At 63.6% G+C, this 13,362-nt stretch carries 10 protein-coding genes; 7 read left to right on the top strand and 3 right to left on the bottom strand.

Translation table 11 applies throughout. The features are described 5' to 3' along the window. Positions 1–107 precede the first annotated feature (107 nt). Positions 108–332, bottom strand: coding sequence for a hypothetical protein (locus VA602_RS24600; protein ID WP_323454594.1), 225 nt, complete (start codon positions 330–332; stop codon positions 108–110). A 955-nt stretch (positions 333–1,287) separates the two neighbouring features. Here VA602_RS24600 and VA602_RS24595 point away from each other — a divergent pair. Continuing rightward, on the top strand, positions 1,288–1,710 hold the full coding sequence (locus tag VA602_RS24595) for a tetratricopeptide repeat protein (RefSeq protein WP_323454593.1): 423 nt from the start codon (positions 1,288–1,290) through the stop codon (positions 1,708–1,710). 168 nt (positions 1,711–1,878) lie between these two features. Beyond that, the gene (gene rmuC / locus VA602_RS24590) at positions 1,879–3,252 is read left to right on the top strand and encodes a DNA recombination protein RmuC (RefSeq protein ID WP_323454631.1); all 1,374 of its coding nucleotides are present in this window, start codon (positions 1,879–1,881) and stop codon (positions 3,250–3,252) included. On the opposite strand, the gene VA602_RS24585 is transcribed toward rmuC, so the two are convergent. Both VA602_RS24585 and VA602_RS24580 read right to left on the bottom strand, forming a co-directional pair. Next, on the bottom strand, positions 3,224–6,700 hold the full coding sequence (locus VA602_RS24585; RefSeq protein WP_323454592.1) for a hybrid sensor histidine kinase/response regulator: 3,477 nt from the start codon (positions 6,698–6,700) through the stop codon (positions 3,224–3,226). The genes rmuC and VA602_RS24585 overlap by 29 nt on opposite strands. Positions 6,701–6,813: 113 nt before the next feature. Next, a complete protein-coding gene (locus VA602_RS24580) occupies positions 6,814–7,998 on the bottom strand; it encodes an MFS transporter (RefSeq protein WP_323454591.1) in 1,185 nt (394 codons plus the stop codon). A 163-nt stretch (positions 7,999–8,161) separates the two neighbouring features. Here VA602_RS24580 and VA602_RS24575 point away from each other — a divergent pair, with 163 nt between their 5' ends. From VA602_RS24575 to VA602_RS24555, 5 genes are all read left to right on the top strand, one after another. Further along, entirely contained in the window at positions 8,162–9,301 is a 1,140-nt protein-coding gene (locus VA602_RS24575) for a TDT family transporter (RefSeq protein WP_323454590.1), read from the top strand. 209 nt (positions 9,302–9,510) lie between these two features. Beyond that, complete coding sequence (locus VA602_RS24570; RefSeq protein ID WP_323454589.1) at positions 9,511–10,242, top strand: GntR family transcriptional regulator; 732 nt, start codon at positions 9,511–9,513, stop codon at positions 10,240–10,242. A gap of 129 nt (positions 10,243–10,371) precedes the next feature. Then, on the top strand, positions 10,372–11,646 hold the full coding sequence (locus VA602_RS24565; RefSeq protein ID WP_065862196.1) for an MFS transporter: 1,275 nt from the start codon (positions 10,372–10,374) through the stop codon (positions 11,644–11,646). Positions 11,647–11,662: 16 nt separating this feature from the next. Further along, positions 11,663–12,505 (top strand): amidohydrolase family protein, encoded by an 843-nt coding sequence (locus VA602_RS24560; RefSeq protein ID WP_407682535.1) that lies wholly within the window; start codon positions 11,663–11,665, stop codon positions 12,503–12,505. A 194-nt stretch (positions 12,506–12,699) separates the two neighbouring features. Then, positions 12,700–13,215, top strand: a complete 516-nt coding sequence (locus tag VA602_RS24555; RefSeq protein ID WP_323454587.1) for a transposase — start codon at positions 12,700–12,702, stop codon at positions 13,213–13,215. Positions 13,216–13,362 lie beyond the last annotated feature (147 nt).

The raw sequence follows: 13,362 nt of genomic DNA, 5'->3' as shown, positions 1-13,362 counted from the left end.
ATTGCTGCCGCAGCGCCTCTGCCATATGCCTTGTGGCAATTAAGCAAAGAGCGTTTCGGGCAGCAATCAGGGGCGGTCATTCATGGGGTGAATCCTCACCCATTCATTCATGCGACCAACGACTGGCGGGTGCGATCGATCACCGCCTGCAGCGGCTCTGCGTGGGTGTATTGCTCTGGATACAGGCGCTCGGTGTGGCAGGCCACGCCGTGTTCGTCGACCAGGGTGAAGCTGAAGCTGCCCTTGCGAGGGGCAACGATGAGGCACTTCAGTGGGGCGAAGGCCTGAGAAAGCGTGCCGTAGGCGCGCTGGATCTGATGGTGATTAGTCATTTTTTTAGATTTCCTGCTCAAGACACGGGTTTCGATCCGTGCACAATAGAAACGTTCCGGTGACGCCTTTATTAAGGGAGGCGAAAAACCTGACCGGAACAGAGCAGCCAGAGGTAGCGCAAGCACAAGTAAGGCGCCGGGCTGACTGGTAGGTACTCGGAAGGCGGGCAGCATCCCACGGACCAGGTTCGAGGCCACTGGGTGAAGATCCCGATCAATTTGTCATTAGGTGATTCGTGCTGGAGCGGCTGTTGCCGTCGAGGGAATCATCGAGTGGGCCGGTCCTGGTTTCAGCGGTGCTACCCGGGGAGGGTGGCCATTCGCAAGGACGTTGCGGCCAGAATTGACGTTCAGCTTGGTACTAACGGCGGCCACACTACTGGAAGGTTTGCGGCATGGCAAGCGTTTTTTGATTTTTCTTCAGCGAAGCCGATCATTATCTCTGTTTGCAGGTCATCTGTGAAGAAGTGAATTGCGGCGAAACGGCGCTGTTTTCCCGCCGTGGTGCAAGCCCGCGCACTTTGTTGGCGCACTTGTGCACACTTGGAGCATGACTTGTAACTGTTCTGCAACGTCTTCGCCGGGCGCCGCCAATGACTTGACTGAGCCCTTAAGTCAATGAAAAAAAACACTTATTTAGGCTGGTGAAAAAATCGTCAGTTTGACTGTAAGCCCCATTCCACAGGGGTTTGCGGGCGCCAAGGGGGGGTTGTCCACCGAGTTATCCACAGGTTCTGTGGATTGTCCCTAGGGCTTGCTCTAGGACGGGCGTGCCAGCTGTTTTCGGAAGCGTCCGACACCTAGCCATGGAAAATACTTACCGCCTTTCTCTGAGGGGAAAACGTCAAGAAAAGAACCATGAAATATTTTTTTCCGACGCCCCAGCGTTGCACCGGGCCTTTGTCGAAAAAATCGAGTAGAGTGGCGCGCCTCTCGAATCACCATCGCTGTTGTCATGAAGTTTCGTGGTAAATCCCCCGCCGGTTCCCCCGCCATTGCGCCGTTGGTTTCTCCCAAGCGCTTTTCCCTGAAAGTGGCCCTGTGGCTGCTCGACAACCCGCGCCTGGCTGAGAAGCCCAGCGTCAAGCACCTCGCTGGGCGCATGCTCAAGCAACCCGCCCGGCAGGGCGTGGTGGTAGCGCAGAGTCGCCTGGGGCAGATGCTCTGCCGTGACTGCGGCACTGCGCGGGATCGGCGTATCGGCCATGAGCTGCTGCGCCAGGCCGCCCGCGCCGGTGACAGTCGGGCTCAGCTCGAATATGGCCGGTTGTGCCAGGCGCAGGATCCCGAGCAAGCGCGGTACTGGCTGGAGCTGGCGGCGGGACAGGGTTCGCAGGAGGCGCGGCGGCTGCTTGGCCTGCTGCCTTCGGTGCAATAGCACCGGCAAAAAACCTGTAAGCTGCGCACAATCTAAGCGTTGACCGGAGCAAGCATGGCAGTGGACCTGGCCAGTATTCTATTGGGCATCGTGGCTGCCGCGGTGCCGTGCCTGGGGTGGGTGTTGCAGGTCCAGCGTCGGCTCGCCGCCCGCCAAACCGAAACCGGCCTGATGCAGGAACGCCTGAGTGCCGCGCAGTTGGCCCAGGCTGGCCTGCAGGCGCAGCTCGAAGCTTGCCGCGACGAGATCAGCGACCTCAGCGAAGCCAACAGCCACAAACAGGCGACGCTTGCCGCGCAGAATCGCGAGCTGGAACTGTTGCAGATCGAGCGCGACAACGCGCGCGATGCCGCCCATGCCTGGAACCTGGAGCGCGCCACCCGCGAAGCCGAACTGCGTCGCCTGGAGGCTCAGGCTGCGCGGCTGGACGCCGAACTGCGCGAGCAGCAGGAAAGCCACGCCCAGCGCCTGGACGACTTGCAGGAAGCCCGCGATACGCTACGTGCCCAGTTCGCCGAGATGGCCACCAAGATTTTCGACGAGCGCGAGCAGCGCTTCGCCCAGACCAGTCAGCAGCACCTGGGACAATTGCTCGATCCGCTCAAGGAGCGCATCCAGGCCTTCGAAAAGCGTGTGGAAGAGAGCTATCAGCAGGAGGCCCGCGAGCGCTTCTCGCTGGGCAAGGAGCTTGAGCGCCTGCAGCAACTCAACCTGCGTCTGTCTGATGAGGCCACCACTCTCACCCAGGCGCTCAAGGGCCAGAAGACCCAGGGCAACTGGGGCGAGTTGATTCTCGAGCGGGTACTGGAGCATGCGGGCCTTGAGAAAGGCCGCGAGTACCAGACCCAGGTCAGCCTGAAGAGCGCCGATGGCGAGCGTTTCCAGCCCGATGTGCTGATCATGCTGCCGGGGGACAAGCAGGTGGTGGTCGATGCCAAGGTCAGCCTCACCGCCTACCAACAGTTCGTCTCCGGCAATGACGAGGCGGCGCTCAAACAGCACGTGCAGTCCTTGCGCAGTCACGTCAAAGGCCTCTCCAGCAAGGATTACAGCCGGCTGGATGGCTTGCACAGCCTGGATTTCGTATTGCTGTTCGTACCCATCGAAGCGGCCTTCTCGGCAGCGCTGCAAGCGGAGCCGGGCCTGTTCCAGGAAGCCTTCGACCGACAGATCGTCATTGTCAGCCCCACCACTTTGCTCGCGACCCTGAGGGTCATCGACAGCCTGTGGAAGCAGGAGCGTCAGGGCCAGAACGCCCGCGAGATCGCCGAGCGTGCGGGTTGGCTGTACGACAAGTTCGTGCTGTTCATCCAGGACCTGGACGAGCTCGGCGCGCGCCTGCAGCAGGTCGACAAGGCCTACGCCGCAGCGCGCAACAAACTGTGCGAAGGGCGCGGCAACCTGATCAGCCGCAGCGAGCAGCTCAAGCTGCTGGGCGCGCGCGCCAGCAAGAGCTTGCCGGCCGACCTGCTGGAGCGTGCGCTGTCGGATGAGGCGCTGGCCGATGCAACGCTTACTGAACCAGGCTCAGATGCCGATTGAGCAACGCACGCAGGGCGGCGGGCTTGACCGGCTTGGCCAGGTAGTCCAGCCCTGCAGCATGCACCTGGGCGATGGTTTCGTTGCGCCCATCGGCACTGATCACCACGCCTGGAACGGGTTCACCCAGGCGCGTGCGTAGCCAGGCCATCAGGCCAGTACCGGTTTCGCCGTCGTCCAGGTGGTAGTCCACCAGCGCCAGGTGCGGGCGCATGCCCTTCAATAGCAGCGCCTCGCACTCGGCCTGGTTGCGTGCGGTCCAGACCTGGCAGCCCCAACGCCCGAGCAGGCTGTTCATGCCGATCAGGATGCTGTCTTCGTTGTCCACGCACAGCACCTGCAGCCCGGCGAGCGGTTGTCCACCCGGTTCCACGGGCGCTGCGGGCGCTGCCACGGGATGCCTGGCGATCGGCACGCTGACCCGGAACACGCTGCCCTTGCCTGGCCATGAGCGCACTTCCAGGCGATGCCCGAGCACCCGGCACAGGCCATCGGCGATTGCCAGGCCCAGGCCCAGGCCTTTTTCGGCGCGGGTCTGATGGCTGTCCAGGCGTTTGAACTCCTGGAAGATCACCTGCAGTTTGTCGTCGGCAATGCCCGGACCGCGATCCCAGACTTCCAGCCAAAGGTGCTCGCCTTCGCGTCGAGCGCCCAGCAGGATCGGGCTCTTGCCGTAACGCAGGGCGTTGGTGAGGAAGTTCTGCAGCACCCGGCGCAACAGTTTCATGTCGCTGGCGACTTGCAGCCGGCTGCCGCGCAGGCGGAATTCCAGGCCTTTCTCGGCCGCCAGTACCTTGAACTCGGCGCCCAGGGTGTCGAACAGTTCGTTGAGCGCGAAGGGTTTGATGTCGGGGGTGACCTTGCCGTTCTCCAGGCGCGAGATGTCCAGCAGGTCGCTGATCAATTCCTCTGCCGAGCGCAGCGAGCTGTCCATGTGCTGCACCAGTTGCTGGGCCTCTTCACTCAGGCCCTCGGCCTGTTGTGACAGGGCGGCGGAGAACAGCCGCGCGGCATTCAGCGGTTGCATCAGGTCGTGGCTGACGGCAGCGAGGAAGCGGGTCTTGGACTGGCTGACCGCCTCGGCATGGCTCTTGGCTTCCGACAACGCCTGGTTCAGTTGCGACAGCTCGTGGGTGCGTTCGGCCACGCGCTGCTCCAGGCCCTCGTTGGCGTCCTTGAGCGCCTGTTCGGCTTCGCGGAACGGGGTGATGTCGGTAAAGCTCATGACGAAGCCACCGCCGGGCATGGGATTGCCGATCAGTTCGATCACCCGCCCGTTGGGGAACAACCGTTCCGAGGTGTGCGCCCGGCCCTGGCGCATCCAGTGCAGGCGCCTCGCCACGTGCACCTGCGCCTCGCCCGGGCCGCACAGGCCGCGCTCGGCGTTGTAGCGGATGATGTCGGCGATCGGTCGGCCGACACTGATCAGCCCGTCGGGGTAATTGAACAGTTCGAGATATCGACGGTTCCAGGCCACCAGGTGCAGGTTCTGGTCGACCACACTGATGCCCTGGTTGATGTTCTCGATGGCGCCTTGCAGCAGGGCGCGGTTGAACTGCAGCACCTCGCTGGCTTCGTCGGCGATGCGCACCACGTCTTCGAGCTGCATGTCGCGGCCTTCGATGGCGGCCTTGACCACCGCACGGGTGGAGGAGGTGCCGAGCACCCCAGCGAGCAGGCGCTCGGTGTGTTCGATCCAGTCGCCGTCGGCGTTCTGGTTGGGGTTGAAGCCCTTGCCCTGGCGGTAGGCGAAGCGGATGAAGCTCTGCCGCGCGCGTTCCTCGCCGACGAAACGCGCGGCAAGGTTGAGCAGATCGTCGATCTGCACGGCCAGCAGAGGGCGGCTGCTGGGGCGGGCGCTGGTTTGCTGGCCGATGAAGCGCCCGGCCTGCCAGTGCTCGGAAACCCGGGTGCGCGACAGAATCGAGACCCAGGCAAAGAGCATGAAGTTGCCCGCCAGCGACAGCACCACCCCTTGTGTCAGCGGGGTGATCGGCAGGTCCAACGGGTTGCCGTGCAACCAGGCAAGGCCGGGGAACAACTGCAGTGACCAGCCCAGGCTATGGGCGGCAATCGGCAGCACCAGGGTGTAGAACCACAGGAAGATGCCCGCAGCGAGGCCGGCGAACACGCCGCGGCGGTTGGCCTGTTTCCAGTACAGCGCACCGAGCATCGCCGGCGTCAGTTGGGTGACGGCGGCGAAGGCGATCTGGCCGATGGTCGCAAGGCTGGCGGTGGAACCGAGCAGGCGATAGCTGACGTAGGCCAGCAGCAGGATGACCACGATGGTCACCCGGCGCACCGAGAGCATCCAGTGACGGAACGCCTCGAACGGGCGCTCGGCGTTGTTGCGCCGCAGCAACCAGGGCAGCAGCATGTCGTTGGAGACCATGGTCGACAGCGCCACCGCCTCGACGATCACCATGCCGGTAGCGGCCGAAGCGCCGCCGATGAAGGCGAGCAGGGCCAGGCTCGGGTGTGCTTCGGCCAGCGGCAGGCTGATGACGAAGGAGTCGGAGATCACCGTACCTGGCAGCATCATCTGCCCGGCCAAGGCGATCGGCACCACGAACAGCGCCGCCAGCACCAGGTACAGCGGGAACACCCAGCGGGCCAGGCGCATGTCCTGGGGCTCGATGTTCTCGACCACGGTGACGTGGAACTGCCGCGGCAGGCAGATGATCGCCATCATCGCCACGGCGGTCTGCACCACCATCGACGGCCAGTTGATGGTCTCCTGCCAGTAGCTTTCCAGGTGGATCGACTGCCGCGCCTGGCTGAACAGGTCGTCGAAGCCGTCATACAGGTTGAACACCACGAAGGCGCCCACGGCAAGAAACGCCAGCAGCTTGATCAGGGACTCGAAGGCGATCGCCAGCACCATGCCGCGATGGTGCTCGGTGACATCCAGGCTGCGCGTGCCGAAGACGATGGCGAACAGCGCCAGCACCAGCGACACCACCAGCGCCGTGTCCTGCACCCGGGTGCCGGTAGCGTCGGGAGTGGCCCCGATCAGCAAGTTGACGCCGAGCACGATGCCCTTGAGCTGCAGGGCGATGTAAGGCAGCACGCCGACCAGACAGATCAGTGCAACCACCACCGCGAGCGTCTGCGACTTGCCGTAGCGGGCGGCAATGAAATCGGCGATCGAGGTGATGTTCTGCTGCTTGCTGATCAGCACCATCTTCTGCAGCACCCAGGGTGCGAAGATCAGCAGCAGCACCGGGCCCAGATAGATCGGCAGGAACGCCCAGAGCTGCTCGGCCGCCTGGCCGACGGCGCCGAAGAAGGTCCAGCTGGTGCAGTACACCGCCAGCGACAGGCTGTACACCCAGGCGCGCAGGCGCGGCGGCAACGGCGTGCTGCGACGGTCGCCGTAGAAGGCGATGGCGAACATGACGGCCATATAGGCCAGGGCGACCACGGCGATCAGCCCGCTGGACAACGACATGCAAACTCCGGAGCAAAAATGAAAACGCGGTCCCGATCAATCAGTCTGGCACGCGGGCGCGGGTTCGTCAGCGCAGACGATGGTCGCAGTGGCAGGTGGTCGCAGGGGGCGCTCTAGATCTTCGCCCCTCGCGTCCCCAGGTAATAAAACAATGCCGCCAGCAGCACCGACAGCACCAGCAGGTAGAACACCGCCACTGGCACCACATACCCCAGGGCAAACCCGACCAGTACCGGCCCCAGTGCCGCGCCGAGGTTGGAGAGGTTCTGCGCGCCATAGTAGACGCCGCGCAGATGCTCCGGCGCGATCAGGTCGATGAACATGTACTCCGCCGGGATCACGATGATCTCGCCGAGGGTGAACACCAGCATTGCCAGGCACCAGCCCAGCACCGAGCCTGCCAGCGAGAAGCCCAGCAGCCCGGCGATGAACAGCGCCATCCCGGCCATCAGCCAGGGCATCAGGTACTGACGGCTGATGCGTCTGCCGATCAGGTATTGCAGGGCGATCACCGTCACGGCGTTGGTCGTCACCAGCACCCCGACCAACCGCGCCGCTTCGCTGGCGTGGGCCGTCACCACCAGGTATTGCGACAGGTAGGCGGTGAACTGGCCGAACACCACTGCACTGAGGGCGCCGCCCAGGGTGAAGCACACCAGGCGCCGGTCACGCGCCAGCCCGATAGCCACTTGCATGAAGCCGGCGCCGGGCAGTTGCGGCTCGCTGGGGCGTAACTGCCGATCGCCCAGACGCTGGTAGACCAGGCACATGAGCAGGCCGATCAGCGCCGAGACCAGGAACGGCAGATGGCCATCGAGCTCGATCAGCGCCACCCCCAGCAGCGGGCCGACGGCATAGCCGATGTTGCTGAGGGTGTACTTGATGGCGAACACCTCGGCGCGCTCCTCCACCGGCAGCAGGGCGCAGAATCCGGCCTTGCTGGCGATGTCGACCACCGCCAGGGCGAGGTTGATCAGCACCAGGCACAGGAAGAACAGCGCCACCGAGGGGCTCAACATGGCGACGGCGAACGACAGCGTGAACACCAGGGTTGCGACGATGATCACCGTATGGTTGCGCAGCGTGTCGACCAGATGTCCGCCATACAGGCTCAGCAACGAGGCGACGATCAGTGCCCCGCCGATCAGCAGGCCGATATGGCTGACCGACATCTGGAAGCTGTCCGACAGATAGACGACCAGATAGGGCAGAGTGATCGCGCGCGCCAGGGTCAGCACGAAGGTGGTGAGCAGCAGCAGGCGGACAGCGGAGGGATAGCGTTTCAGTGCGGCGAGCATTGCCACGTCCTTGTTGTTGGAATTGTCGCAGGCAGCAAGCATAAGCCACCGGCTCTGGCTTGCGCTATATCTGCAGAATAGATAACAGATAGAGAAAATAACCGTTATATGGATATTCTTTGCGGGCATAAGATGATTCCACCTTACACGAGGAATCTTTGCCATGACCTGCCCACAGACCCGCGCTGCGTCCTTGCGGCCCTTCCACCAGTTGGCCCGCCCGCTGGAAGTGATCCGTCAGTTCACCCCGAACTGGTTTGCCGCGACCATGGGCACCGGCGTTCTGGCCCTGGCCTTGCGACAATTGGAGATTCCGGCTCTGCACGGCGCGGCAGAGGGGTTGTGGTGGCTGACCGTCGGCCTGTTCATCTTGTTCTGCGTCCTGTACGGCGCGCGCTGGCTGCTGTTCTTCGACGAGGCACGGCGGATCTTCGCCCACTCCACGGTCTCGATGTTCTTCGGCACCATCCCCATGGGCCTGGCGACCATCCTCAATGGCGCGCTGGTGTTTGGCCTCGAGCGCTGGGGCGACGGCGTGGTGCCTTGGGTCGAGGCGCTCTGGTGGGTTGACGTGGCGCTGGCATTGCTGTGTGGCGTGGCAATCCCTTATCTGATGTTCACCCGCCAGGAGCACAGCATCGACCAGATGACTGCAGTGTGGTTGCTGCCGGTGGTAGCGGCCGAGGTGGCGGCGGCCAGCGGTGGCCTGCTGGCGCCGCACCTGGCGGATGTCCATGCGCAGTTCCTGGTGGTGGTGACCAGCTACGTGCTGTGGGCGGTGTCGCTGCCGGTGGCGTTCAGCATCCTGACCATCCTGATGCTGCGCATGGCGCTGCACAAGCTGCCGCCGGCCAACATGGCCGCATCCAGCTGGCTGGCGCTGGGCCCGATCGGCACCGGGGCGCTGGGCATGCTGCTGCTGGGCGGCGATGCACCGGCGGTGTTCGCGGCCAATGGCCTGGGGAACCTGGGTGAAGTGGCACGCGGGTTGGGGCTGGTGGCCGGGATGGTGTTGTGGGGAGCCGGCCTGTGGTGGCTGCTGACCGCGGTACTGATCACCCTGCGCTACATGCGCCAGGGCATGCCGTTCAATCTGGGCTGGTGGGGTTTCACCTTCCCGCTGGGGGTGTACAGCCTCGCCACCTTGAAGCTGGCGGCCTGGCTGGGCCTGGGTTTCTTCACGGTGTTCGGGCAGGTGCTGGTGGTGATGCTGGCGCTGCTCTGGCTGGTGGTGGCGAGCCGCACACTCAAAGGCGCTTGGCGTGGTGAGCTGTTCACCTCGCCCTGTATCGCAAATCGTTGAATGTGTTGACCTTTTAGTGGGTGGTCGCGCTCCCCGGTTACCTGGCAGTGCTTGAGAACGCTGCGTACCTGTGGGAGCGGGTTTACCCGCGAAGAAGCCACCGTGGCTTTCAAGCCGATAGGCGGAGGATTGACAGCGTTCAGGGCAGCAGGAATACTCTCGGAAAAATTCATATATATGTTTATATAACAAGACGAGAGACAGGCCCCATGAACACACTGCCCGGTGATGCGCGTCTGCCCCGCTACCAACAGCTGCGCGACCATATGGTCGAGCAGATCGCCAACAACCGCTGGCGCCCCGGTGAGGCCATTCCCACCGAAGCGGCCCTGGCCAGCGAGTTCGACATGTCGGTCGGCACCGTACGCAAGGCCGTCGATGTGCTTGTGACCGAGGGCGTGCTGGAGCGCCAGCAAGGCCGCGGCACCTTCATTCGTCGGCCACAGTTCCATTCCTCGCTGTTCCGCTTCTTCCGCTTCGAGTCGGCCAACGGCGAACGTGCCGTGCCCGAGAGCCGCATCCTGTCCATCGAGCCAGTCCCGGCGCCCTCGGCGGTTGCCAGTGCCCTGGGCCTGGCGCCGGAAGCCGAAGTCATTCACATCGTGCGCCTGCGTCTGCTCGGTGCCCAGCCGGTGTTGGCCGAGGAAATCTGGCTGCCACGGCAGACGTTCCAGCCACTGCTTGAGGTCGAGCTGGACCGCAAGGGCCCGCTGCTCTACCCGATCTACGAAGAGCTGTGCGGTCAGGTGGTGGCCTATGCCGAGGAGACCCTCACGGCCGAGTCGGTCGATGCCGTTCACGCGCGCCTGCTGCAGATGCCGCAGGGCAGCCCGGTGGTGGTGATCGAGCGTCTGGCCCGTGACTACGCCGGCAAGCCGCTGGAATGGCGCCGTTCGCGCGGCCATGCCGAGCACTTCCGCTACCGCATCGATATTCGCTGACCGGGCGTTTCACGCCCCGTTGTGACGTCCGGCGCCGTGCCAGCACGGCGCCGTGGCTCTGCCTGCCTGGCCGGCGTGCGTCCGGCTGCCCCCTGACCTCGCACACACGACATAGAAGGATAAGAAATCATGTTCAGTTGGTATCGCGAAATCACCTCGCGCGAACGCAAGACGTTCTGGGCCTGCTTTGGTGGCTGGTCGCTCGACGCCCTTGAAGTGCAGATGTTCGGCCTGGCCATCCCGGCGCTGATCGCCGCGTTTTCCCTGACCAAGGGCGATGCTGGGCTGATCAGTGGCCTGACGCTGGTCACCTCGGCGATCGGTGGCTGGCTTGGCGGTACGTTGTCCGACCGTTACGGCCGGGTGCGTACCCTGCAATGGATGATCCTCTGGTTCTCCTTCTTCACCTTCCTGTCGGCCTTCGTCACCGGCTTCTACCCGCTGCTGTTCGTCAAGGCCATGCAGGGCTTCGGCATTGGTGGCGAGTGGGCCGCAGGCGCGGTGCTGATGGCCGAGACCATCAACCCGAAATACCGCGGCAAGGTCATGGGTACGGTGCAGAGCGCCTGGGCCGTGGGCTGGGGCCTGGCGGTGGGGCTGTTTGCGCTGATCTATTCGCTGGTGCCGCAGGAGTTCGCCTGGCGGGTGATGTTCTTCGTCGGCCTGCTGCCGTCGCTGCTGATCATCTGGGTGCGGCGCAACGTACCCGAGCCGGACAGCTTCCAGCGCCTGCAGAAGGAAAAGGCCATTCCCGTCAGCTTCACCAAGTCCATGGCCGGCATCTTCCGTCCTGAACTGCTGCGCGTGACCCTGCTGGGCGGGCTGCTGGGTTTGGGTGCCCATGGTGGTTACCACGCGGTGATGACCTGGCTGCCGACCTTCCTCAAGACCGAGCGCAACCTCTCGGTGCTCAACTCCGGCGGCTACCTGGCGGTGATCATCTTCGCCTTCTGGTGTGGTTGCGTGGTCAGTGGCCTGCTCATCGATCGCATTGGCCGGCGCAAGAACATCCTGTTGTTCGCCCTGTGCTGCGTGCTGACGGTGCAGGCCTATGTGTTCTTCCCGCTGAGCAATACGCAGATGTTGTTCCTCGGCTTCCCGCTGGGCTTCTTCGCCGCCGGCATTCCCGCGAGTCTGGGGGCGTTCTTCAACGAGCTGTACCCGGCCGATGTGCGCGGTGCCGGGGTGGGCTTCTGCTACAACTTCGGCCGGGTGCTGTCGGCTGTGTTCCCGTTCCTGGTCGGTCACATGAGCGAATCCATGTCGTTGGGGGCCGCCATCGGCATCGATGCCGGCATCGCCTATGGCGTGGCGGTGATCGCCGCACTGTGTCTGCCGGAAACCCGCGGTCGCAACCTCGAGGCCCCGGTCTCGCCGCAGGTTGCGGGTGCGGTCGCCAAGTAACCTTCAATCTTCCCGAATGAGCATCATGCCGCAAACCCCTGTATCCCCGTTCACCGCGATCGACAGCCACGCCCACGTGTTCAGCCGTGGGCTGAACCTGGCAGCGGAGCGCCGTTACGCACCCACCTACGATGCGCCGCTGGGCGACTACCTGGCCCAGCTGGCCGGGCACGGTTTCAGCCATGGCGTATTGGTGCAGCCGAGCTTTCTCGGCACCGACAACAGCTACCTGCTGGCGGCGTTGCAAACCGCGCCCAGGCAATTGCGCGGCGTGGTGATGCTCGAGCCTGGCGTTGCGCGCGACACCCTTGAGCAGATGGCGCGCCTCGGTGTACGCGGCGTGCGCCTGAATCTGATGGGGCAGGCCCTGCCTGATCTGCGCGACGCCGGTTGGCGGCCACTGCTGGAGCTGATCGGCGATCTGGGCTGGCATGTCGAGCTGCATCGACAGGTGGCCGATATACCGGCACTGGTGCGTGCCTTGCAGCCCTATGGTGTGGATATCGTGATCGATCACTTCGGCAGGCCGGATGCGCGCCTGGGGTTGGGGCAGCCGGGATTTGCCGAGCTGCTGACCCTCGGCGGGCAAGGCAAGGTATGGGTGAAGGTATCGGGGATCTATCGATTGGGCGGCGCGCGTGGGCAGAACCTGGATTTCGCCCGCCAGGCCCTGTGCGCCCTGGAGGCGCACTATGGCGCGGACCGGTTGATGTGGGGCAGCGACTGGCCGCATACCCAGCATGAATCGGTGATGAGCTTTACCGCGGCGGTCGAGCAGTTCGATGCCCTGGGCTGCTCGGCGTCGCTGCGTCGGGCGCTATTGGTGGACACCGCGCGGGGGTTGTTCGGGTTCGCGTAGGAGCAACTGTCTTGTTCAAAATCTAAAGGTCAGCCCAATCCCCTGTGGGAGCGGGCTTGTCCCGCGAACACGGGCGTAGCCCGTGCCAGGCAGCGCGGTGTCTTTTTCGCGGGTAAACCCGCTCCCACAGGGACCCGCGCTGCTTTTGGACTGCCCCCAAGAAGTTGGACACAAATCCAACCCTTGGGGGATCGATGGGCAAATACACAGAGCAGTTCAAGCTCACGGCTATCACCGCCTACCTGGAAGGCAGTAACGGCTTTCGCAAGGTGGCACATCACTTTGGCATCGATTGCAGCCTGCTTCGGCGCTGGGTTGCCGGTTACCAAGCCGGTGCCAGCCTCAGTCCGCGCTCGAATGGTCGCCGCTACACCGAGGCGCTCAAGCAGCGAGTGCTCAAACACATGCTTGAACACCACTTGTCCTTGCGCCAAACCGCAGCGCACTTTGGTCTCGGTCAGTCCTCACAGATAGGCATTTGGCTGCGGCAGTACTACAGTGGCAGTCCCGCAGCCTCTGTCGCCAAGCAAAGAAAACCAGCCGTGCCGAAGAAAATTAAGCCCATCAAGCCCACCGACACCAACGACGCAGAGAAATCCCGTGAGCAGTTGTTGAGCGAGCTCGAATATCTGCGCATGGAGAATGATGTCTTAAAGGAGTTAAAGGCTCTGCGGGAGGAGAAGGAGCGAACACGGACGAAAAAGCCCTGATCGTCTGCAAATTCAGACACAGGTATCCGCTGCCTGATCTTCTGCAGATCGTGGGGTTGGCGCGCAGCACCTTCTATTACCAGGTCAAATGCCAGCAGAGGCCGGACAAACATGCGGCGCTCAAGGAGTTGGTACAGCAGGTCTATC

Source organism: Pseudomonas machongensis (genome assembly GCF_034961125.1).
GTDB lineage: Bacteria > Pseudomonadota > Gammaproteobacteria > Pseudomonadales > Pseudomonadaceae > Aquipseudomonas > Aquipseudomonas machongensis.
The sequence above is the reverse complement of the archived record's forward strand: the minus strand, read 5'-3'. Positions and strand labels throughout refer to the sequence as shown.